This window comes from Bradyrhizobium australiense (assembly GCF_013114825.1).
GTDB classification, from domain to species: Bacteria; Pseudomonadota; Alphaproteobacteria; order Rhizobiales; family Xanthobacteraceae; genus Bradyrhizobium; species Bradyrhizobium australiense.
Genome location: NZ_JAAVLX010000005.1, coordinates 440,917 through 461,045, shown reverse-complemented (window position 1 = coordinate 461,045; position 20,129 = coordinate 440,917). Strand labels below are relative to the sequence as shown.

General features: G+C 59.1%; 27 protein-coding genes. 7 read left to right on the top strand and 20 right to left on the bottom strand.

From position 1 onward, the window contains the following. Positions 1-580: 580 nt before the first annotated feature. The 5 genes from HCN58_RS18365 (at position 581) to HCN58_RS37470 (ending at position 5,758) form a co-directional block, all read left to right on the top strand. A complete protein-coding gene (locus HCN58_RS18365; RefSeq protein WP_171580780.1) occupies positions 581-865 on the top strand; it encodes a hypothetical protein in 285 nt (94 codons plus the stop codon). Positions 866-1,190: 325 nt separating this feature from the next. Continuing rightward, a complete protein-coding gene (locus tag HCN58_RS35900; RefSeq protein WP_235983698.1) occupies positions 1,191-1,430 on the top strand; it encodes a hypothetical protein in 240 nt (79 codons plus the stop codon). Continuing rightward, entirely contained in the window at positions 1,427-3,490 is a 2,064-nt protein-coding gene (locus HCN58_RS18360; protein ID WP_311966828.1) for a S9 family peptidase, read from the top strand. The genes HCN58_RS35900 and HCN58_RS18360 overlap by 4 nt, the downstream gene beginning before the upstream one ends. 1,056 nt (positions 3,491-4,546) lie before the next feature. After that, positions 4,547-5,284 (top strand): OmpW/AlkL family protein, encoded by a 738-nt coding sequence (locus HCN58_RS18355; RefSeq protein WP_376701189.1) that lies wholly within the window; start codon positions 4,547-4,549, stop codon positions 5,282-5,284. A gap of 333 nt (positions 5,285-5,617) precedes the next feature. Further along, positions 5,618-5,758, top strand: a complete 141-nt coding sequence (locus tag HCN58_RS37470; protein ID WP_376701188.1) for a hypothetical protein — start codon at positions 5,618-5,620, stop codon at positions 5,756-5,758. Between the two features lie 87 nt (positions 5,759-5,845). Here the strand turns inward: HCN58_RS37470 and HCN58_RS18345 are convergent, their stop codons facing one another. Together HCN58_RS18345 and HCN58_RS18340 are read right to left on the bottom strand one after the other, a co-directional pair. Next, positions 5,846-6,193 carry a (2Fe-2S) ferredoxin domain-containing protein gene (locus HCN58_RS18345; protein WP_065749064.1) on the bottom strand — a complete coding sequence of 116 codons (348 nt, stop codon included), beginning with the start codon at positions 6,191-6,193 and terminating at the stop codon, positions 5,846-5,848. A gap of 75 nt (positions 6,194-6,268) precedes the next feature. Beyond that, entirely contained in the window at positions 6,269-6,472 is a 204-nt protein-coding gene (locus tag HCN58_RS18340) for a hypothetical protein (RefSeq protein WP_376701187.1), read from the bottom strand. A gap of 256 nt (positions 6,473-6,728) precedes the next feature. On the opposite strand from HCN58_RS18340, the gene HCN58_RS18335 reads away from it, so the two are divergent. Further along, on the top strand, positions 6,729-6,971 hold the full coding sequence (locus HCN58_RS18335; protein ID WP_171580778.1) for a hypothetical protein: 243 nt from the start codon (positions 6,729-6,731) through the stop codon (positions 6,969-6,971). A gap of 1,280 nt (positions 6,972-8,251) precedes the next feature. Here the strand turns inward: HCN58_RS18335 and HCN58_RS18330 are convergent. The 17 genes from HCN58_RS18330 to HCN58_RS18250 form a co-directional block, all read right to left on the bottom strand. Further along, positions 8,252-8,701, bottom strand: a complete 450-nt coding sequence (locus HCN58_RS18330) for a Rieske (2Fe-2S) protein (RefSeq protein ID WP_171580777.1) — start codon at positions 8,699-8,701, stop codon at positions 8,252-8,254. 289 nt (positions 8,702-8,990) lie between these two features. Beyond that, entirely contained in the window at positions 8,991-9,260 is a 270-nt protein-coding gene (locus HCN58_RS18325; protein WP_171580776.1) for a hypothetical protein, read from the bottom strand. A 39-nt stretch (positions 9,261-9,299) separates the two neighbouring features. Then, positions 9,300-10,496, bottom strand: coding sequence for a DegT/DnrJ/EryC1/StrS family aminotransferase (locus HCN58_RS18320; protein ID WP_171580775.1), 1,197 nt, complete (start codon positions 10,494-10,496; stop codon positions 9,300-9,302). Further along, positions 10,493-10,762: a DUF6129 family protein gene (locus tag HCN58_RS18315; protein ID WP_171580774.1), complete on the bottom strand. Its 270-nt coding sequence runs from the start codon at positions 10,760-10,762 to the stop codon at positions 10,493-10,495. Before HCN58_RS18315 ends, HCN58_RS18320 begins: the two co-directional genes overlap by 4 nt. Positions 10,763-10,796: 34 nt before the next feature. Then, positions 10,797-11,156, bottom strand: a complete 360-nt coding sequence (locus tag HCN58_RS18310; RefSeq protein ID WP_171580773.1) for a DUF3024 domain-containing protein — start codon at positions 11,154-11,156, stop codon at positions 10,797-10,799. A 15-nt stretch (positions 11,157-11,171) separates the two neighbouring features. Continuing rightward, the gene (locus HCN58_RS18305; RefSeq protein ID WP_171580772.1) at positions 11,172-11,411 is read right to left on the bottom strand and encodes a nitrogen fixation protein NifZ; all 240 of its coding nucleotides are present in this window, start codon (positions 11,409-11,411) and stop codon (positions 11,172-11,174) included. Then, positions 11,408-11,728: a nitrogen fixation protein NifZ gene (locus HCN58_RS18300; RefSeq protein WP_171580771.1), complete on the bottom strand. Its 321-nt coding sequence runs from the start codon at positions 11,726-11,728 to the stop codon at positions 11,408-11,410. The genes HCN58_RS18305 and HCN58_RS18300 overlap by 4 nt, the downstream gene beginning before the upstream one ends. Beyond that, positions 11,725-12,498 (bottom strand): 4Fe4S-binding leucine-rich repeat protein, encoded by a 774-nt coding sequence (locus HCN58_RS18295; protein ID WP_171580770.1) that lies wholly within the window; start codon positions 12,496-12,498, stop codon positions 11,725-11,727. Before HCN58_RS18295 ends, HCN58_RS18300 begins: the two co-directional genes overlap by 4 nt. Continuing rightward, positions 12,488-13,024 (bottom strand): hypothetical protein, encoded by a 537-nt coding sequence (locus tag HCN58_RS18290; protein WP_171580769.1) that lies wholly within the window; start codon positions 13,022-13,024, stop codon positions 12,488-12,490. The genes HCN58_RS18295 and HCN58_RS18290 overlap by 11 nt, the downstream gene beginning before the upstream one ends. After that, positions 13,021-13,362, bottom strand: coding sequence for a HesB/IscA family protein (locus tag HCN58_RS18285; protein ID WP_235983696.1), 342 nt, complete (start codon positions 13,360-13,362; stop codon positions 13,021-13,023). The genes HCN58_RS18290 and HCN58_RS18285 overlap by 4 nt, the downstream gene beginning before the upstream one ends. A gap of 26 nt (positions 13,363-13,388) precedes the next feature. Further along, positions 13,389-13,601 carry a 4Fe-4S binding protein gene (locus HCN58_RS18280; protein ID WP_028350583.1) on the bottom strand — a complete coding sequence of 71 codons (213 nt, stop codon included), beginning with the start codon at positions 13,599-13,601 and terminating at the stop codon, positions 13,389-13,391. An 11-nt stretch (positions 13,602-13,612) separates the two neighbouring features. Further along, entirely contained in the window at positions 13,613-15,112 is a 1,500-nt protein-coding gene (gene nifB / locus HCN58_RS18275; RefSeq protein ID WP_376701195.1) for a nitrogenase cofactor biosynthesis protein NifB, read from the bottom strand. 341 nt (positions 15,113-15,453) lie between these two features. Further along, entirely contained in the window at positions 15,454-16,317 is an 864-nt protein-coding gene (locus HCN58_RS18270; RefSeq protein WP_171580767.1) for an SIR2 family NAD-dependent protein deacylase, read from the bottom strand. Beyond that, positions 16,314-16,538, bottom strand: a complete 225-nt coding sequence (nifT, locus tag HCN58_RS18265; protein WP_171580766.1) for a putative nitrogen fixation protein NifT — start codon at positions 16,536-16,538, stop codon at positions 16,314-16,316. Before nifT ends, HCN58_RS18270 begins: the two co-directional genes overlap by 4 nt. Before the next feature lie 16 nt (positions 16,539-16,554). Next, on the bottom strand, positions 16,555-17,742 hold the full coding sequence (gene nifS / locus HCN58_RS18260) for a cysteine desulfurase NifS (protein ID WP_171580765.1): 1,188 nt from the start codon (positions 17,740-17,742) through the stop codon (positions 16,555-16,557). Then, the gene (locus tag HCN58_RS18255; protein ID WP_171580764.1) at positions 17,739-18,029 is read right to left on the bottom strand and encodes a NifU family protein; all 291 of its coding nucleotides are present in this window, start codon (positions 18,027-18,029) and stop codon (positions 17,739-17,741) included. Before HCN58_RS18255 ends, nifS begins: the two co-directional genes overlap by 4 nt. 16 nt (positions 18,030-18,045) lie before the next feature. Further along, positions 18,046-18,369, bottom strand: coding sequence for a HesB/IscA family protein (locus HCN58_RS18250; RefSeq protein WP_171580763.1), 324 nt, complete (start codon positions 18,367-18,369; stop codon positions 18,046-18,048). A 278-nt stretch (positions 18,370-18,647) separates the two neighbouring features. On the opposite strand from HCN58_RS18250, the gene HCN58_RS18245 reads away from it, so the two are divergent. Further along, on the top strand, positions 18,648-19,238 hold the full coding sequence (locus HCN58_RS18245; RefSeq protein WP_171580762.1) for a hypothetical protein: 591 nt from the start codon (positions 18,648-18,650) through the stop codon (positions 19,236-19,238). A 15-nt stretch (positions 19,239-19,253) separates the two neighbouring features. Here HCN58_RS18245 and HCN58_RS18240 read toward each other — a convergent pair whose 3' ends face one another. Beyond that, on the bottom strand, positions 19,254-19,661 hold the full coding sequence (locus tag HCN58_RS18240) for a Rieske (2Fe-2S) protein (protein WP_171580761.1): 408 nt from the start codon (positions 19,659-19,661) through the stop codon (positions 19,254-19,256). Positions 19,662-20,129: the final 468 nt, after the last annotated feature.

Here is a 20,129-nt window from a genome sequence, read left to right as displayed (position 1 = left end):
GACGCCGACCGAGTAGGCGTTCATGGTCAGCACTCGGGCAGGCAGAGAGGTTCGCGGACAAACCCGGAAAGACAACGCCAATGAGGCAGCTCGAACGCATGGTAGATGCGGTGAATAAGATCAAGAACCGTCACCGCCAAGCCGCCGATCTCGAAGCTGAGCGCGCGCTGAACCGTCTGAAGACCGTTGACCCAGCGCGATAAGGGAATTCATTCGTAAACACGAGACGGACGGCTCTAGCGGAGATGCCGGTCAGGCGAACGGCTGATCAGCCCACCAGGGACAAACCATGGCCTCCTGCTCTGGCTCAGGTTTAATCGTGCCTTGATCTGTCACAACTTATTTCAGAAGTTCAGCTCTCGTGCCAGCGGCCTCAATACCGGAGGGTAGCGAATTTAAGGGTAGGCATTGATTGATCGACGAACGTGCTCGTCTGCCGCGCGGCTAGTGGCAGCTTCGCAATGCTTCATGAGCAGCTCGATGAGCCTGGGCCTGAAAGTTCGAGGTCTGTCCCGTACAAGCCCGCGCAAGGGCGTGTAGAAGCGAAATACGGCGGGTCCTGTCAGTCGTCTCAAACAGCGTGATCACCATTGAGGACTTTTCGCCAGCGGCGCGCTTCTCCGAATGGCACGAATACATTGCGGTCGAGGCGATCGCTATCATTTTAGAACTTCAGCTCTGTCTGAAGGCCGGATGCCCGCATTTCTACACCAAGGCCTACGCACGCCGCACGGCGAAATGCTGGTTGTTTCGACGAGGTCCATTTCCCATCGTCGCCTTTCTCATCCTTGACGATCCCAGCCTGAAGGCGAGCGTGCTTGGTAGAACAAGCTGGGCGATATCAACAACGAGTCAAGTGGCGTAGACGCGAGCATGGCCGATCTCATGTCGACAGCAATCTATAACTGGCATGGGGTTTCGTGTTTGATCTTAGACGCGCGGCTTGGTTCAACATTCAACGTTCTTGTCGCCTAGATGACATCGTAATCGAGAAACACGGGGATGCGCATCGCGCCCCGTTAGCATCCATTCTGCACACCACGAGCGTTACGGAGTTGAAAGCAGCGTTCACGGCGCTCTACGCCAGAAATCCGGTGCGGTATCTGCAGCAGACGCTAGCCGCAGCTGCACAACATTCGGGAAGTCAACACTTGTGTTTCATCCCAAACAAACAGGAGAGGTAATCGTTCATGTACAAGTTCGGCGTTTTGACGCTTGTTCTGTTGGTTCAGCAGGCGTCCGCTGCCGCGGGTCCGACGGACAGCACTGCAAATCAGCTGCAGCTCTCCGATTACAAGCGAGCGATGACGATCGGCGATCAATATGCAAAGCTCACTACCAATGTCCCCGACGTGCCATTCTGGCTCGCAGATGGTGAGTCTTTCGTCTATCGGCAAACAACTAAGGCAAGCATCAGTTCATTCTCGTGAATGCTGCCACGGGCACAAAACAGCGGGCTTTTGATCACACCCGCCTCGCGGCCGCGCTGAACAGGGCAAGCCACAAGGACTATAAGGCCGACAATCTGCCCTTCGCCGGTTTCAAGATGGCCAAAGATGCTGGCAGGATCACCTCCAACATCGAGAATACCCGGTGGAGCTGCGACCTTGTAAGCGATGCGTGCACAAGCAATACCATGCCACCCCAAGCCTATCAGTACAGGTATGACCGCACGCCACCCGCGGAAAATAATCGAGAGAAGACAAGCGTCTCGCCTGACGGCAAATGGCTGGCCTATTCTAAGAACTACAACTTGTTCCTGCGCAGCAAGGATGGCTCTCGAAACATCCCATTGACCTGGGACGGATCTGAATCCAACTACTATGCTTTGTCGACGCTGAAATGGTCTCCAGACTCGCGTCACCTCGCGGGTTACCGCATCCGCCCAGGGCACAAACGGCAGGTCTATTACCTCGAATCATCACCGAGGGACCAGCTTCAACCGAAACATTGGACGATGACGTATCCGAAGGCGGGTGATACCTTGGCACTGCACCAGCCGGTGCTGTTTGACATCGTCAGCCGGCGCCAGATCGCGGTCGACAATGCTTCGTTCCCAAATCCCTACAGTCTTTCGCCGATCCTGTGGTGGAAGGATGGCCGCGGCTTCACCTTCGAATTTAATCAGCGCGGACGTCAGCTCTATCGTGTTGTCGAGGTGGACGCCACCACCGGCCAGGTGCGCTCTTTGATTGATGAGGTCAGCCACACCTTTGTCGACTACCAGCCACTGGTGAATCAGCCGCGTACTGGAAAGACCTTCCGCTACGATGTTGACGACGGAAAGGAGATCATCTGGGCGTCCGAGCGCGATGGATACGAGCACCTCTACCTTTTCAATGGCCGGACCGGCGAACTCAAAAATCAGATCACCAGAGGAGATTGGGTGGTCCGCACGGTCTATTACGTCGATCCGGTCAAGCGCCAGATCTGGTTTGGCGCGAGCGGGATGAACCCAGCGGAGGACCCGTATTTCGTCCACGCCTACCGCATCGACTTCGACGGGAAGGGACTGACCGCGCTCACGCCTGAGCTGGCCAATCATCACATCGAGTTCTCGCCTGACGGCCGCTACTATGTCGACCTCTGGTCACGCATCGATGCCCCGCCCCGCTTGATGCTGTACCGAGCCAGCGATAATGCCGAGCTGATGCAGGTCGAGAGCGCCGAGATCTCCGAACTCGTCGCCGCCGGTTGGCAGCCGCCACTCAGCTTCCATGCCAAGGGGCGGGACGGTGAAACCGATATATGGGGTATCATTCACCTGCCGGTCAACTTCGATCCAAACAAGAGATATCCGGTTGTGGAGCACATTTACACCGGCCCGACTAGGTCTTCCGTTCCCAAGTCCTTCTCGGCCTTCGTCGAGCCTCTCACGCAGCTCGGGTTTATTGTCGTTCAGATCGATGGAATGGGTACGAACAACCGCTCTCGCGCGTTCCACGACGTTGCTTGGAAAAACTTGAAGGACGGCGGCCTTCCCGATAGAATCCTGTGGCACAAGGCGGCGAGTGCGAAGTATCCCTGGTACGATATCTCGAACCTTGGCATTTTTGGCGGGTCCGCCGGCGGGCAGAACGCTATGAGTGCGCTGCTCTTCCATCCTGATTTCTACAAGGTAGCGGTCGCGAGCAATGGCTCCTATGACAACCGGATGGACCAGATCTGGTGGAGCGAACAGTGGATGGGCTGGCCAGTTGGCATCGAATATTCTCAATCCTCCGCCGTCGACAATGCTTTCAGATTGCAAGGTAAGCTGCTGCTCATTGTGAGCGAAACGGACCGCATTGTCGATCCGTCCTCTACTCTCCAGCTTGCCGACCGGCTCATTAGGGCGGGAAAATACTTCGACTGGCTTGTGGTGCCCGGCGCAGATCACGTAGCACCAAGCAGTTACAGCAAGCTCAAGCTCCTGGACTTCTTCGTTCGCAACATTCTCGGGCAAGAACCACCTAACTGGAACGCCATCGGGTCGAACTGGCGAGAATAAATTCAGGCCATGATGGGGCGGAAGAGCCATGGTGACTCGCCGCGCTCACCGACCAAGGAGTTCGCGGTGAGTTCAAAAGCCGGCGGGACAAGTACGCTAACACGCCGCGCACGGCCGACCTCCAGTTGGCAATAGCTAGAGCGTTGTGGAGCGCGCAACGACAGGGCGAGCGTTTGCGCTTGCCCTAGTCTGGCGGCGAATGCACCGCACATTCGCCTTCGGCAATCCAAGGGCGGTCGGCGCGTCCGATGCCGGCTGGTGCACTCTTAAGAGCCCTGCTCGACAACACAGAGCGTCGGGCACCGCTGTCTCCCCGTGCGCCTTAGCGTTAGCGGTATCAATCGACTTCCTCAAGCTCAGCAGCTGCCCTTAATTCAGTCTATGGACGTTTCAATCGCGGTAAATCGTCCGTTCGAGTACCAAGCCATCCCAATCAGAGCGGGCCTTTTCGACTTCGCTGCGTTGGCACCTGTCTTCTTTTGGTAAATCGACAAGCAGGCAAGTTGAGCGAGCACCGATTTCTTAGGCTCAAATTTGCTGACCGCCTCGTCCGCGGAGTAGAAGTCTTGGCGCATTAGAGACGCCTCATCCGCCTGGAGCCATTCAGTTGGTTGACGGAAAACGGAACGTTACTGCCTCGCAACCGTGATGAGTGAGGATGAGCAGCATGGCGTCTTCGAGATTGCCGCTTCGGCGCAGAGCGATATTGGTCGGCGATAGGTAAACCTCAGTGCAACAACAGCGTAGTTGCGAATGCAGCGCAGCCACGACTTATCTTGTACAGGTCACGAACTGTGTCGCCTCCGACCGCTCTCTGGTGGACTCAGAGCTCGCCGGCTGAGGTACAATACAGACAGAATCCTGCTCAGACAAATATAGAGCGAAATGTTCGAAGAAAAGTCATTATGCTGCACGGCCAGTGATCCTTTTGCAACGCGTCGACTTAATCGCGCCATCACCCGCCCGATTTGATCCGCATCACATCATCACCAGCCCGCTTGTGGTGTGACAGAGGCGTCGCGCGACTCCCCGCGCTGACTGGGAATGGAGAATGCGATGAGAACAAGAGCAATTCTAACGATGGCGTCGCTGCTCGTGCTCGCGGCGGCGTTCGGTGGGGCCGCCATGTCGGTACGGGCTGCGGATCTGGCATCGGCGTCGATCTACACCAAGGCGCCGCCGGTCGCCCCCTTCAATCCCTGGATGGTCCGCCTGCGCGTGCTCGGCGTGCTGCCGGATGCAAGAGGCAGCTTGGTCAATGTTGCCGGTATCCCGCCCCTGTCGTCGGCGAATTCCGGGCTCTCGATCAGCGATCAGGCCATACCGGAGCTCGACATCACCTATTTCTTCACCAGGAACATCGCCGCCGAACTCATTCTCGGCGTGACCAGGCATCAGATCAGCGGCACCGGGACGCTCAACGGGCTAGAGATCGGCACAGCCTGGTTGTTGCCGCCGACGCTGACGCTGCAGTATCACTTCACCGATTTCGGCGCGTTCAAGCCCTATATTGGCGCTGGCATCAACTACACCGTCTTTTTCAACCAGTCTGCGGCCAATACGCCGTTTGCCGGCCTAGCGATGACGGATCTGCACATCAGCAACCAGGTTGGCGCCGCGGTCCAATTCGGCTTCGACTACATGCTCGACAGTCACTGGGGCCTCAATGTCGACGTGAAGAAGTTGTGGCTGCGGCCGGATTATTCGGCCACCGTCAATAACGCCATTCCCGTCACCGGGCGCGCCAATATCGACCCATGGCTGGTCGGCGGCGGCATCACCTACAAGTACTGACAAGAGCACGATCCGGAAGAGTGGAAACCGGTTCCAAACAAAAAGATCGAGCGAGCTGACGATTCGAAGAAGCATCATCTCTCTCAGCGCCGGGAGCCGGGCCCCGGCGCCGCATCCGTTTTGGCTGTGAGCTATTGGCGGAGCCAGGATTAGGTGACGACAGACACGATCGAATTGGTTTAAGTGCAATCGATTAAGTCATTTTCTCATGTCGGCGCGACTGGCGGAAAGCACCACATGGAGGTCAGGCCAGCTTCAAGCGGTACGCCACCAGGGTGACACCGTCACGGTGATCAAGGACTTGAAGCTCAAACTCGTTCTACGCGCGGCACCGTGATCAGAAATATTCATCTCACCGAAGATCCCGATGAGATCAAAGTCCACCCCGATAAGGTCAAGGGCCCGGTGTTGCGGACGGATTTCTTGAAGAGAGGCGTGAGGTCACCACCACTCATCATCCTGGTGAGCTGGTAATCCCGACGTTTCAGAGACGTTCCGTTTGGACGTGTAGCCGCGCCGTACTTGATAGCCCGCGCAGGCGGCGCTAACCGAGCCTTTCGTCTAGCTCCGCTTCAACACCATTACCAGGCGGTCGACGCGTTTGCCTTCCTTGAGATGGGACTCGATGATTTCGTCGATATCGTCAGGCGTGGTCGGGCGGTACCAGACGCCATCGGGATAGATCACCATCAGGGGACCTACGTTGCAAAAGCCGAGACAGCCCGCCGCCGTGAAGCCGATATCGGTGAGCCCTTGCGCTTCGATCGCCTTGCTCATCCTGTCCCACAGAACTTGCGCGCCAGCTGCACCGCAGCTGCCGTGCGGATGTGTGGGCGGACGCTGGACGTGGCAGGCAAAGACGTGATGCCTGTAGAGTTGAGGAAGCTCGAATTCCGTTTCTGAGTTCATGCGCCTGCCACGCGTTCGATTGGGTTATATGAAGAGAGACAAGGTCCGAGTGCATCGCCACTGGGACAGCGGTCATCAGCGCGAGCGCGTGAAGTTCGTCACCCATTGTCCCCTTGAGCGCCGCATGCAAAATCTGATGCTGCTTCGGCTCTTGATTGGGAAGGCACGCGGAATGATGTGGGCGCCATAATGGTCGCCGTTGCCGGCAATATCTGTCACGGACACCTCCGCCTCGGGAAAGCCCTTCCTGATCAGGGCCTCAAAGTCTCGTCCCATCATCGCGATCCTCCTTGCTCCCGTTTTGCTTGCTCCGCCATCTTGCTTCTGCATGCAAGCTTCGAACCAAGATGCGCGACGCCCGCTTCCGCGCCGATCCTTCTCAATCTGCCAACGTCCGACTGCCAGTCATTGTCACGTTTGCTACAGCAGCGGTCTCTTCCGTTGCAGACGTGACAAACAATCGAGCCGGACACGCGCGCCTCAAGCTTTTCCGCAAGCGAGGCCCAAAATAGCCCGAGGATCCCCGTCCTTCTGGATGGCCCGGCTCTTGCAATGTCATCTCAAGGATGAAGCGATCGCCATAACGGTCACGGAGGAGCCCATCAATTTCGGCGATCTTCCTGATGAGATCGACGCTTTGCTGCAGCAAGGTGTGATGGCCTACCGGCATGATACGGCGCGAACCGACCGCATCTTTCGGAGAGCGTTGGACCGTGCGACGACGGGCGCGTTGATCGCCGAGCGTGGATTGCGCGAGCTCGCAAGCCAAGCCGGCTAGAAGCCCGAACTGGCGGCACTGGCAAACCGCAATCAGCGATGCCAGTGGCGCCGGCGCTGCGCGCTATACACCTTGAGGCGCTTGCCTTCAATCATTCCTGGGGGCGGAGACCTCGACTACAAGACTACGGTCAATGGATATGCCCTTTGAATTGCCGTGCGTGACTGGGATTGGTACTTCGCAGGGTTGTTCCCCCTCTCGCTGCACGCACGGCCAATCTGGTTTCAGCGAGTCTCAAGAACTCCTGATACAGGATCGTTATCTCACCCTAACGGTCCTGTTACGTCTGGGCTCAAACATCCCCCTCCAGCCCAGACGGAGCCCTCGGCGGCGTTGTGATTGTGACCGCCGGGGGCTTTCTCTGCTTCAAGCGCCGCCTTGGATGTCACTAGCACCTGCTCGGTCTCGGCCCCCTCCATAAGCGCGGTTGTCATCGGAAGCAAAGGCCGCACCCGGCTTCACCCGACCAAAAAGTGCTGGCGTCGATGTTCACCCCCTTTGCCGGCCTGCCTCACTCCCGACACAGGGTCGGACCGTGCAGCTCGCGCTCGCAGCACGCGAGTTGCGCATCTAGCAATATATGGAGAGGTAGCCGCCAATTCTCCTAAAAGGACCCCGGCGTCTTATCGCAGGCCAAGAGCGAACGGAAAGCAAAAGCCAAGCGGGACGAGGTCAGGCCCTCTACCTAGTTTTAGGAAGCGCCGCCGTCTTTCATCATCCCGGGTTGCCCGCCTGGTTGCGCCCCCAGTCGGCCGAGAGTTGCTAGCGGGAGGTCCAGTTCGGCGAGCGCGGTTTCGTTGGCAATCGTCCCAGCAATGCGGCGCAGATGCAAGCGAGCCAGCGGGGTTGAGAGCGGCGCCGCCAATGAGAAAACCGAGATGGCGCTGGCGTAGCCCTGCTCGGGCGTGTCGGGTCTTGGCCCGCCGTCCGCTCCGTGAGATAGCACTTGAAGACCTGCTTGCTGCCCCGGACATCAGCCGGATGCACCGCGCCGATGATCTCCGTTTCGGGTAATGCCTCCATGCGCTATAAGAGCTGTCGACGGCCGATCGGTCCTCACAAGGCCGCCAATGCGCTCGAACATCGAAATCGCTGCGCGTCTCGTTGTTCGAGTGTCCCAGTACCATTCATTCATGCCAGGATGACTTCCGCCGGCGTGCCGGCACTTTGATTTCTCACGACTTCGAAAGCAGCGACAGGCGCAGGCCTGCGCCAATGTTCATCCGAAGGACGGCGCTTTCCCGAAAGACTCCTGAGCCACGGTCATGAGATCATGCCTGTTAATCCGGATGGATCATGATGTCCATGGTTTCATCGCTGTCCTCGAACGGATCGGGAAACCCGTTGTCCTCCACCAGCTTCACGCCACATAGGCAGATGTCGCCGTCGACCACGGCGAGCGCGACCGGCTCCAGGGCTTTTGCGTTGCAGGGGCCGTCGATGCAAAGCCCGCTGTCGATCTCGAAGATCGCACCGTGCCGGCCGCATCTGATAAAGGCACGGTCCGACGAGAAAAATTCTCCGGAGCCAATGTTGAGCCAGACACCGTCATGCGGGCAGCGGTTGATGTAGCCGTGGTAGTCGTTTCCGAAGGTCCGCACCACGACAATCGGAAACGGCCGGCTCTCGCCGCTCTCGTCGATCCGCGACAGGCTAAAGCCCTTCGCGCCGCCCCGCTCGATTGCATCGGCGTGACAGACGGTGAACACCTCAATCTCTTGGCTGCCCATGTCGCGGTGCTCCCTTGGCTCATGCTGTCGTCACGTTTTCCTGCCTGAACGCATCGACGGCGGCACGGGTTAGCCGAAGCGCGCCAAGTTCACCGGCCAGCTCCTGGCAGGCACCGACGGCGCGCTGAGAAAACCAAAACCATCGTGCGGCCTAAGGCCGGCCGGCGCTCGCCAATCTCGACCACTATCCCGTTCAGGGAACAGTGACCTGCTGCGAAATTCATTTGCCTTCCCTGCTATTTAGCGCCGAGCCTGCAGAAGCCCGAGCCGAAGCCCAAGGGCTCGATGTTCATGTGTTCGTTCCGAGCACCTTGGGCTCGCGGGCGAGCCGCAACTCGGAGCCGACGGCTCCGATCGTTTTGAGCTTCTCATTCTCCAGCTCGCTCTTCGGACCTATCCTCGAGAGTTCCTTGCGGCCTTGCTGGACGTCGGAGGATCCGTCTTTGGTCTGCCCCCTGTATTTGTCCGGAATCTTCGGGTTCTGCAGCACCGCCAATAGTGATGTGGCCTGAATGACCTCCATTATCTTGTCCCACTGTGAGACCCTAACTGTCGACATTCACGCTTTCCGTTTGCGTCCCATTGATGATTCTTCGGTTTAATAAATTGCTGCGCCAGCGCCGATGTTGATTGACGCATCCTTCACCGTCTCCACGATAAACTCGATATGGTCGCTGGTCAGATGGGTGTGAAATGGCAGTGCCAGGGCGCGATCGGCGATCTTCTCCGTGACCAGGAAATCGCCATGCCGATAGCCGAGATCAAAATAATGCCGCTGCAAATGCAACGGATGGCAATAGGCGGCGGCCTCGACCTGCTCGATGCGCAGGTCATCTACGATGGCATCGCGGCTGGAGCGCGTGAAGCGCGTCCCGAGATGGACGAGATAGAGGAACCAGTTCACGACGGTCGCATCGGGAGCCACATAAGGCGGCTTGATACCCTCAAAGGATTGCATATGCGCGTTGTAAAGCTGTTCGGCGAGCCGGCGCCGCTCCAGGATTTCCTCGAGGCGCCTTAGCTGCGCAAGGCCCAGCGCAGCTGTGAGATCGCTCATGCCGGCCTGGTGGGGCGCTGCGCTGCTGATGACAACGGAGGAGCGTTCATCCAGCCGATGTGCGCGATGGCGACGTAAGCCAACGGCCAAGTCGATGTCGTCGGTCACCACCATCCCGCCTTCACCGCAGGTCAGGGCCAGTGGCTGGGCGAAGTCGAACACGGCGATATCGCCAAAACGGCCGACGAGCTCGCCCTTGTATCGCGATCCGATCGCTTCGGTCGAATCCTCCAGGAGCGGCAGCTGATGGTGCTGCGCGATCGCGCGCAGCTCCGACCATGGCGCTGGATGGCCATTGGGGTTGCCACCTATAATCGCCCGCGTGTTGGCCGTGACACGCTCTTCGATCTTCGCCGGAGCCAAGGCTCCCGACCAATAGTCGACGTCGGCAAATACGGCCCGCGCGCCCACTAGACTGATAGCATGCACCGTCTCGCGAAACGAATAAGGCGAGGCAATCACCTCCTGCTCTGGTCCGACGCCGAGCGCTTTTAGCGCAAGCAAGAGCCCGATCGTGCCGCTGGGGACGGCAACGGCATATTTGCGGTCAAGATAGGCGGCAAAGGCTTTCTCGAAGACGTCAGTGATCGGTCCATTGGAGACTCGCGGCGAACACAGCAGCGCTTCAACGGCAGAGAGCTCGGCGGAGGTTATATCGGGATCGGAGAGCGGAATGAAGGCAACATCAGCCGCGTATGCGCCATGATTGCGTTGCCCTGCGACTCCAACGCCGGTCACAGCCCGGTACTCCTTGTCGCCAGGAGGATGCCAATCGCCCGCGCAGGATCAGTCGTGATCTGCACGCAGCGATCGCAGCCATCGATCAGATGCAGATCGAAATGCGGAAAACTCCGGAACGGCTGCTCCGTCACGTCAGAGGCATCACAGCGCGTCACGGCGAGCTGCGGAAAGCGGCGCCGCAGCTCGGAAAATGAGGTTGCATCAGGCTCCGCTGCCGCAAGCACCCGTTCGATTTCGATTAGTTCGTCTGTGCCAAGCGCCATCGCGGCTCCCATATAACTGGTTCCAAAATCAGCTTCATTGCCAGAACAGCCGCTCGGGATCGGTGTTCAATTCTTCGATTGCGGAGGTCAGGCGGTAGTAAATGCTATAAAACTCCCAGATTCCGTTTGCGTGGTTCTTTCGAAACAGCTTCCACATCCCGTTCACCGTGTCATAGTGGACTAGCGCGACGTCGATGAGGCCGCCGTCCTTATCGATATTGTGAGAGCAGCATGGACTCTCGATCAGATAGCCACCCCTCACCGGTTTCACATTCGGCGAGACATAGCGATAGCGCTGGCGCGAGCTCAAGGCACGCTCGATCCGCTTGCAATCGAGCTCGTTCGGATGAGGGTTAATCCCGATCCCTACTTTTCTCATTACCGCGGCATTCATTGCGAACGGCTCCCCTCAAAGCATTGTGATTTCTTCTTCAAGACAGCCGACGACCAGCCGCTCGCCGTACTCGACGAGATAGATTGGCACGTTCGCTTCGGTATGCCTTCCGACCTGCACGATCTCGCCGATCGCTCCGGCGCCGATCAAGAGTCCGTCGGCCGGTGCGTCCGGAAAGGAGCCGTCGTTAATGAGGTCGACCGCCGCCTTGACGCGCTGGCCCCATTGGTACTTCGGCAGCCTCGGGTCGATCACGGGGCGGCCTCTTCCGGCAACGGCAGGTCCTCAAGCTCCTCGCGCGCCAGCACCGGCTCGAGCTCCTTGCGCTTCATGCCGACGCGGTTGCCGCTTTCGAGAAATTCGACGCCATAGATGTAGAACTGCTGCAGGAAAGTGCCGATTGAGACCACGTAACCCACCTCCCCTTTTTTGGCGAGGATCTCGCCAACTTCCTTGCCGGCATAGGTTCCATCATTGCGGACGGTGCGGTTGGCCCGCACCTTTTCGCCAAAGCTGAAGAAAGGTGGCCCGGTGAGCTCGACGACTTCGCTGTCGCGAACGATGTTGCTCATGTCCCACTCTCTCTCGGTCGTTTGGGCCGGATCGCCACGCGCGCGCGGGCGACTTCCTGCACCATCGAGTCCTCGTCCTCGGCCAACTCAGCCAGCTCGTCCGTCGTAATGCGGCTTGCCACCTCATAGCGGACGCGCCAATCCGGATCGCGGCGCAGCACGCGGAGCGAATCCGGAGACAGCCGCCGTGCGATCTCGAGCCGCACGCTCGAAACGCGATCATTGACCATCCCGAGAAGCCAGTCATAGGGAATGCGGAGCGCAACCACGCGGCGCACCTCGGGCTCGTCATCGTTCATGAGAGGCCCAAGCAGCGCCGGCGCGATCCGGCTCGCCACCACTAGGCGGACGTAATAGTCCTCATCCGATAGCATCGGCGCCAGCTCCTCGCCTTCCAGCAAGGTCGCAACCCGCATCCTCACCTCCCGATGCGGGTCGCTGCGCAGCCGCAGCACAAAGCGCTTGGGAAGGCGGCGCGCCGCGTTCCAGCGCACGGTTTCCTCAGCGTCATTGAGCAGCATCGGCAGCAGGAATAGGTTAGCGTGTTTGGCCGCGATCGCGCGCACCTCGAAATGCGGATGTGTGATGTAAGCGTCGGCCAGCGCCGGATTCCAGTTGAAGAAGCGGTCGATGCGGCGGGCATAGCGGTCGTTGACGCAGGCTTGTAACAAGCAGCAGCCACCAGTGGCCCTGAGCCCGAGATGCGTGCAGGTGCCGCAGTCAACCTTGTTGCCTAGCCAGTCGCGGGCCTCTTCGATGTCATCGGTCATCGTCCTGTCCCATCCGCTCCAGCACGTCCAGGAGCACCTTGGCGCCGATCTTGTCGGTCGGGTCGAGCTCCACGAGCTTGCTGGCGGCCGCGTGTCCTTCACCGAGTTCGCCGAGCCGCATCTGCAGGTAGGCGTAGGCTTTCAGTGAAGATAAATAGAAGCGCGACAGGCTGCTGTCGTAGCAATCGAAAGCAGCATCGGTCGCGCTAACCCGCCGCCAGTCGTCTGAGAGACCGTTTTCTCGCGCTGCCTTAGAAATACAGATCTTGGCGACCTCCAACGCCTCCGACAAGCGAGTCTTGTAGAAATAGAAGCGGTAGAGTCCGATCAGGACGGCGGCGTGGCCCGGCGCCAGCGCCTGCGCTTCGTGCAGGTGTTTTTCCGCGATCTTGTCCGGGTGATAGGAGAGCCCGGCCTGCCACAGATGATCCTCGGCTTCGCGCGGCAGGCCGTCGCCGAGTAGCGTGTACGCGATGAGGGTCCCCTCGCTCCCGGACAGCGGATCGCCTGCCACATCGAGATTCATCGGCAGCTTTCCTCTTCTAATGGGCAGCCTTTGCGGTGTTGATGGAGCAGCACACCCGCTTCTGGGAAGATCAGCCCGGTCTGCGCAGTGGTGTCGGTCAAATCGATCGTGAGACCCCCAAGCGTTAGCTGGTTCTCGGCATTGAGAAGCAACTTTAGGCCGCTGCGCTCGACGCCTTGCTGACCGGGCCGAGGTGCCGGCGTAACACCCATATCGGCGGGTAATCCCGAGCAACCATCTGCCGTGACGGCGAGCCGGACGCTGGCGCCAGCGGTGCCATCGGCGCGCAGCACGAAACTCGCGAGTTTTTCAGCGGTGGGCGCCAGCGTGAAGGTCATAGGCTCGAGCCTATTTACGCCCGCGCCTAGTAGCGCGGCAATGAGGTGTCGATGACGCATGTGTTATCGACCGGGCACACCGCGACGCATTGCGGCTCTTCGAAATGGCCGATGCACTCGGTGCATTTCTTCGGGTCGATGACGAACGTCCCGCCTTTCTCCGAGATTGCGACATTCGGACATTCCTGCTCGCAAGCCGAGCAGCTCGTGCATTGCGAGGCAATGATCTTGAACGGCATCGACGTCTCCCTCAAGCAGCCGAAATCAGCGCGCTCTGCCGGATCGCCGCCTCGCCCCTGTCGACATACTGGATCTCGCCGCTTTGGACCCTCTCAAGATAGGACTTGAACCAGGCGATTGCTGATTTTTCGATGAACTCATGGGCGTATTGGTCGACCGGCTCGATCCCGGCCTTCAACAGATTGCTCTTCGGACAGCCGCCGATCTTGGCCACGAACACCGCATGGCAGTCGTTGATGGCTCGGATGATGGTGGCAAGGCTCTCCTCCTCGCCATAACCGCCCCGGCAATAGTGATCGACGCGGCGATGGCCGACTAATTTGGCGCCCGTAGTGGAGAGTTCGTACACTTGGAACTCCTTGGCATGCCCAAAGTGCTCGTTGATCAGGCCCGAGGCCTTCGTCGCCACTGCAACTAAGAGCTTGATGCCGCTCATCTCGCTGGCGAGCCCGGCGAGCTCTTCCTGCTCGGCAGCAACCTTGGCGACGCGCTCCTCCTCCACCTTGGCCTGATAGGCCTTGCGCATTTCCAGGTCATATTTGACGTCCATGGCCATAACCTTCTCGGTAGTGAACTCCGCGCTGCGGTCCTCGCCGAGCAGGCCGACAGCGTCGGCGCGGCACTGCCGGCAGTGCCGCATCATGTTCATCTCGCCTTTGCAGACATCCTGCAGCGCCTTCAATTCCTGGGCGGTCGGACCCCGCTGGCCGTTGAGCCCGAATACGGTGCCGTGCTCGGGCGCGGAGATCAGCGGCATGATGTTGTGTAGGAACGCGCCGCGCGATTTGACCGCCTTGTTGACCTCGATCAGATGCTGGTCGTTGATGCCTGGGATCATCACCGAATTGATCTTGCAGAGGATGCCCCGCTCAGTCAGCATCTCGAGGCCTTGCAGCTGGCGGTCGTTGAGGATCTTTGCGGCTTCGAGGCCGGTGTAGCGCTTGTGGTTGTAGAAAATCCACGGGTAGATTTTGGCGCCGATTGCGGGGTCGACCATGTTGATGGTGATGGTGACATGGTCGATCTTGAAGCGGGCGATCGTGTCGACATGGTCGGGCAGCATGAGGCCGTTGGTCGACAGGCACAGCTTAATGTCGGGAGCGGCCCTGGCCACCAGTTCGAAGGTCATGAACGTCTTTTTCGGATTGGCCAGGGGATCGCCAGGCCCCGCGATGCCGAGCACGGTCATCTGTGGGATGGTGGAGGCGACCGCCAGCACCTTTTTCGCCGCCTGCTCCGGCGTTAGTTTTTCGCTCACCACGCCCGGGCGCGATTCATTGGCGCAATCATATTTGCGGTTGCAGTAATTGCATTGGATGTTGCAGGCGGGCGCAACCGCAACATGCATCCGGGCGTAGTGATGATGTGCTTCTTCGCTGTAGCAGGGATGGTTCTTGACCTTCTCCCAGATCTCGGTCGGCAGCTCACCCTGGCTGGCTTGCGAGCCGCAGCTCGCCTTGCCGCTGCCGCCGGACGTGCCGCAGCCCTTGTGCTCGGCGATCGCCTGCATGATTTCGCCGATGTTGACGGCGCTCCCTGCCAAGCTTGCTTCGTCCAGCGCTGATACGTCCATTCTAACCATTCTCCCTGCAGGCGGAAACTGAAATCAAGATTTGCAACTCGCGTGCCATGGCCGGAATGGTGAGCAATTTTGATCTAAGCCAAAAAAGTGAGCCGCCTGCCGCGGTTGGCCGTGGCAGCGAAGCCTTCTGCACAACATTAGAAATGTTCGAAGTGTGACAGGCGTCTCGATCCTGACACGGAATGAGCACAGTCATTCCCTGGCGCGAAACGCAAGATAACTCGCGTGCGCCCGGCACGCGAGCAACATCGACCCATATACAAGTTCTGTCAGCCGGCGAGCAGTATCTCGATCGCGCGCGGGAGCGGGATCGCAAGCGGCGTCAGGCCCTGTTCGACCAGAAAGCGGAGCTCATTCCTGGACAGCACCTGCGGTTCCACGATGGCGTAATGAACACCGGCCGAGCGCTTGGTGAGCTGCCGCGCATAGGTTCGCAGCATCTGATCGTTGAAGCGGCAGCCGATGAAGAGAAAGCTTCGGCCACTGCGCCGCTCTTTCACCACATCGGGGATCGGCGTCTGAATGTCGATCTCGGTCAGCACCTCGACATAGTCGGCGTCAGAGATCAGAAAGTTCCTGGCAGGCAGCACGCCGCCGTGCGGCTTGTAGAGGACCGTGGTCCAGCTCTGCGCCACGGCGCGATCGACCTCTCTGCCCTCCGCATCATAGAAGCGATACCAGCGACCCTCGCCGATGCCGGCGCGGCTAATGCCCTGCACCTCGCCCCACCCCTCGTGCTTGCCAAGCGCCGCACGCATCGCGCCGTCATACCAGGCATCGACGATGACAGGCGGTGACAGCGCGGCGAGATGGTGATGCAGTGGCGTCGGCTCGACCGGCGCAGCAAAGGCCTGCACCATCAATGCCGTCACGGTGGAGCGATGCTTGTTGCTCTCGATGTGCTGCGCCGACGCCCAGACGTTGCCCTTGGCCCGGCGCGGCAGCGCGACCTTGGTAGCGAAGAAGCCAGCCAAGGCCTCCGGAGTCAAAGGCGCATCCGTTTTGGACAAATCGGCCAGGCCAGGTCCGAGATAGGGAACAATGCTGCCGGCACGCAGCCGGTTCGCGACGTCGGTGAGAATCGCCTCCGCATCGGCCGCGTTGACAAAGTCGATTTGCGGGGCCGTCTTCATCGCTCGTCCGCGCCCTCGCCACGCTTTCGGGCATTGACCGTGATCGGCAGCGGCGTATCGCTCGCCATTTCGGGCAGATCGAGCACCCAGCCATTGGCTATTCTGATCCAACCGCCCCACAACCTCTCGTGCTCCGATTCAATGATCGGCTCCTCGAGATCTTTTTTCGGCACGTAAATCGACAGGCCGGCCTCCGGAGAGCGGCGAATCATGATTTTCATCAGATCAACTCGTGCATCAGGGCGAATTGCTGGCGTGATTGGGATGCTGTCGTGACATGGTGCGTAGGTGAGCCACGATGCCGGACATCATTCGGACGACCTGATCGACTTCTTCGACGGTGGTTTCACGCGACAAGGAAAAGCGTACCGCGCCGCGTAGGATCCTCGCAGGCACGTTCATGGCGCGCAGCACATGAGACGGGTCCATTGAAGACGAGCTGCAAGCTGATCCGTGCGAAGCGGCAATGCCCGCGCGATTGAGATGATGAACGATTGCTTCGCCTTCGAGATCTTGGAAGGCGATGTTAGCCGTATTCGGCAGCCGATTACCGACATCGCCGAGCGCTATGCAGCGGCAGTTGTGCAAGATCGCCTGCTCCAGGCGATCGCGCAACGCACCAATGCGAACGCGCTCCGGCTCGAGCCGCTCGGCCGCAAGCTCTGCAGCTTTTCCAAGACCGATGATGCCAGGGATGTTCTCGGTTCCGCCGCGTCGTCGTCGTTCCTGTGCCCCGCCCCAGATCAGCGGCCTGAATTTCGTGCCTTTGCGTAAATAGAGCGCTCCAATCCCCTTGGGGCCATGCAGCTTATGCGCGGACAGCGACAGCATGTCGATAGCACTGTCATTCAAGTCGATGGGCTCCCTACCTACCGCCTGTACCGCATCAGTATGAAACAACGCGCCCGCCGCACGCGCCAACCCAGCCAGATACTCCACCGGGAAAATCGTACCGGTCTCGTTGTTGGCCCACATAACCGACGCAATCGCCGTGCGTGGTCCAAGCGCCCAGCAAAAGGCCTCGACGTCAAGCCGTCCGCGCGAATCCACGGGGATCATATGCGTCTTGATGCCCCTTGTCGCCAATTGCTCCACCAGAGCTAGAATGGCGGAATGCTCGACAGAAGTGGTGACGATTTCGTCGCGCCCTTCCTGGGTCGCAAGCGCTGAAAGGATGGCGGTATTGTTGGACTCGGTCCCGCCGGAGGTGAAGACGATCTCATGATCGTGGGCGGCTCCCAGCAAATCTTGCAGGCTGCGGCGCGCCTTTCCGACCGCGCCCGCGATCTCGCTGCCGAAGGCATGGGTGGACGAGGCATTACCGAACCGCTCTGTAAAGAAGGGCAACATGGCTTGCAAGACACACGGATCTGCCCGTGTGGTCGCATTGTTGTCAAGATAGATCGGCACAAACGCCTCGTTCAATACCGCGCATTGGTGGCGCCGGCGACCGGGATCAGGCGAACGAATTCACCGAGCCTTTCGACCAGCCGCGCCTGAATGCCTTCTAGCGTCGCGCTTGAAAGTCTGCAGAATACGCAGGCACCAGTCAACTTGACCATGATCTTGCTGCCCTCGATACCGACCAGCTGACAATCGCCGCCGTCGCGTTGCAGATTGGGCCGGATCTCCTCGATCACTGCGCGAATGAGTTGCTCCCGATCGGCCGCAATGACCGGCGATTGCTTTAGTTGTTCTGGTTCCAGCAGCATGCTTCGATTTCTCTTTTCATCTACGGAAGGATTTGCCGCAGGAGCAGCTCGAGCTGGCGTTTGGGTTGTCGAAGGTGAAGCCGGAGCCCTCCAGCGCCACCACGAAATCGATCGTCGTGCCGGCGAGGTGCTCATGGCTCTTATTGTCGACGAACACCTTGATCCCGTCGCGCTCAATGACGGTGTCGTCGGACTTTGCCTCGTCGGCAAAACCCATCTTGTATTTGAATCCGTCGCAGCCGCCGGCCTCGACCATGATGCGCAGGCCGCTCGTCGGCTGCGCCGAAGCCGAGATCGCGCTCTTGAGCGCATTCACTGCGCTATTCGTCAGATTGATCATGGCACCTTTATTTTCCCAAGTCGTTTGCATGAGAATTGGCAAGTCGCGTGCCAGCGCGCACGAGCTTGACAATGCTTACCTTTTTCGAAGTCGCGCCTGTTGGCTTTGCGACGCGTGTCGGGTTGCTGACAAAGGTTTTCGAGGGATCGCGGAGCTTTTAAGTGTCTTCTTTATGGATTAGCCGATGAAGCGTTACGAACGCGGCGGCAAACAATTTGCATTGCGTCTCCTGCCGCCGGAGTGTCCGGCGATTGTCTTGGATCGAGGGATGATTTTTTATGACTGCAATCGAGAACACCGCGCTAGGCCGGTTGGAGAAGGAGGGACGCCTGCTCAATGCCATATTCAAGGGCGGGACCACCAAGCAGGGCCGGTTCGGCTTTCGCGGCGATATCGCCCTAAAATTCCAGGCCCAGGTCGCCGACGAGAAGCGGCCGCCCCACTATTCAATCGAGCAGGTACTGACGGTCGCGCAGGAAGGCGAACGCAGCATTCCGGTGCTTGCCGGCTATCTGCACTGCTTCGCTTATCTTGCTGATGTCGCAAATGTTCTTGACGGCGCGCTAAGTCCTGATGGCAGCTACTTCATGTTTTGCAACAACATAGACCTGTTGGCGAAATATCGAATCAAACTCCGCGGTATCACCTTCAACGTGCTGCCGTGCGATGAATCCACCGTTTGGAAGGAGATGATGGACCTGGTCGGGGTCGATAAAAATGACATTAAGAAGCTCGACGCGCCCGGCAAGCTCGACTACCTGCTCGACGCAACCAAGGGTGTCGATGCGTCCTATGATGAGATCTCTTACGAAGACGGGCTGAAGAGGATGGAACCCGTAAGAAACCGTAACGAGAACAGGCCGGTCTGAGCACCGGCTTCAACTTTAGCCAGAGGAATCCTCTTCCTCGACAAGCCGCACGCCGGTCGCGCAGATTTCGCCGTCCAGCACCGTCAACGCGACCGGCGTGAGACTGCTGCCCTTGCACCGGCCGTCCACACAGCGGCCCGTGCCGAGCTCGAAGGTCGAGCCGTGCTTGCCGCACATCAGCCGCATACCGAGGGGATCGAAGAACTGGTTGCGTTCCCAGTCGAGATGGACGCCAGTGTGCGGGCATTTGTTGAGATAGGCAAACACCCGCTTGCCCCAGCGCACCACGACAATGGGCCACGGCCTGTAGCCGCCGTCTTCATCCACTAGCATGAGGTGGAAGCCCATGGCGCGCTGGTTTGGAATATCGTTGAAGCCGCAGATTGCATAGGCGATATTCGACTGCGTCCCCCGCTCGTTCATGACAAGAGAACCATCAACTGATCATCCTGCGATGACTCTTGCAAGAATCGCGCAAAGTACCGGATCGCCCTACCTGTCTTTGGAGTCCGGCGCGCGTCGTCGCAAAACGAGAACCGCTCGATCATCGGACCAACGAGCTTTGTGGGATCAGGCACTTCTTGGCTATTCAGGAATCGGATCGCAGCAGATCCAGAGCCATCTGGCCGCGCGATGGCTTCTGTTATTTGCTCAGAACCTTCTTAAGATTAGCGACCGGCGCGGCGCGCTTTTCAGCTGGCAGGCAGTCAAGATTCTGCAATTCGCCATTTGACGGCCGGACACCGGGAACGCTGAGTGCAAATGCGGTTCAACATCGCCGCGCTGAACTCAAATTAGCAATTTCCGATGCTTCTAGCATCTTTTCTGCTCCGCCAAGCACCTCAGCCCTGCGGGTATCTATCGTCGACTTCTGGGTGGCGAGGCCCTCAC

Excerpts from the sequence above, each read along its gene's own strand:
- HCN58_RS18355 (WP_376701189.1), top strand. The coding sequence starts at position 4,547 with ATGAGAACAAGAGCAATTCTAACGATGGCGTCGCTGCTCGTGCTCGCG.
- nifB (WP_376701195.1), bottom strand. The coding sequence starts at position 15,112 with ATGCAGGCGATCGCCGAGCACAAGGGCTGCGGCACGTCCGGCGGCAGC.
- HCN58_RS18310 (WP_171580773.1), bottom strand. The coding sequence starts at position 11,156 with ATGAATGCCGCGGTAATGAGAAAAGTAGGGATCGGGATTAACCCTCAT.
- HCN58_RS18315 (WP_171580774.1), bottom strand. The coding sequence starts at position 10,762 with ATGGCGCTTGGCACAGACGAACTAATCGAAATCGAACGGGTGCTTGCG.
- HCN58_RS18335 (WP_171580778.1), top strand. The coding sequence starts at position 6,729 with ATGGCCCGGCTCTTGCAATGTCATCTCAAGGATGAAGCGATCGCCATA.
- HCN58_RS18285 (WP_235983696.1), bottom strand. The coding sequence starts at position 13,362 with ATGACCTTCACGCTGGCGCCCACCGCTGAAAAACTCGCGAGTTTCGTG.
- HCN58_RS18290 (WP_171580769.1), bottom strand. The coding sequence starts at position 13,024 with ATGAATCTCGATGTGGCAGGCGATCCGCTGTCCGGGAGCGAGGGGACC.
- nifT (WP_171580766.1), bottom strand. The coding sequence starts at position 16,538 with ATGAAAATCATGATTCGCCGCTCTCCGGAGGCCGGCCTGTCGATTTAC.
- HCN58_RS18245 (WP_171580762.1), top strand. The coding sequence starts at position 18,648 with ATGACTGCAATCGAGAACACCGCGCTAGGCCGGTTGGAGAAGGAGGGA.
- HCN58_RS35900 (WP_235983698.1), top strand. The coding sequence starts at position 1,191 with ATGTACAAGTTCGGCGTTTTGACGCTTGTTCTGTTGGTTCAGCAGGCG.
- HCN58_RS18240 (WP_171580761.1), bottom strand. The coding sequence starts at position 19,661 with ATGAACGAGCGGGGGACGCAGTCGAATATCGCCTATGCAATCTGCGGC.
- HCN58_RS18330 (WP_171580777.1), bottom strand. The coding sequence starts at position 8,701 with ATGGGCAGCCAAGAGATTGAGGTGTTCACCGTCTGTCACGCCGATGCA.
- HCN58_RS18325 (WP_171580776.1), bottom strand. The coding sequence starts at position 9,260 with ATGTCGACAGTTAGGGTCTCACAGTGGGACAAGATAATGGAGGTCATT.
- HCN58_RS18300 (WP_171580771.1), bottom strand. The coding sequence starts at position 11,728 with ATGAGCAACATCGTTCGCGACAGCGAAGTCGTCGAGCTCACCGGGCCA.
- HCN58_RS18255 (WP_171580764.1), bottom strand. The coding sequence starts at position 18,029 with ATGCTGCTGGAACCAGAACAACTAAAGCAATCGCCGGTCATTGCGGCC.
- HCN58_RS18280 (WP_028350583.1), bottom strand. The coding sequence starts at position 13,601 with ATGCCGTTCAAGATCATTGCCTCGCAATGCACGAGCTGCTCGGCTTGC.
- HCN58_RS18250 (WP_171580763.1), bottom strand. The coding sequence starts at position 18,369 with ATGATCAATCTGACGAATAGCGCAGTGAATGCGCTCAAGAGCGCGATC.
- HCN58_RS18295 (WP_171580770.1), bottom strand. The coding sequence starts at position 12,498 with ATGACCGATGACATCGAAGAGGCCCGCGACTGGCTAGGCAACAAGGTT.
- HCN58_RS18270 (WP_171580767.1), bottom strand. The coding sequence starts at position 16,317 with ATGAAGACGGCCCCGCAAATCGACTTTGTCAACGCGGCCGATGCGGAG.
- HCN58_RS18340 (WP_376701187.1), bottom strand. The coding sequence starts at position 6,472 with ATGATGGGACGAGACTTTGAGGCCCTGATCAGGAAGGGCTTTCCCGAG.
- HCN58_RS18345 (WP_065749064.1), bottom strand. The coding sequence starts at position 6,193 with ATGAACTCAGAAACGGAATTCGAGCTTCCTCAACTCTACAGGCATCAC.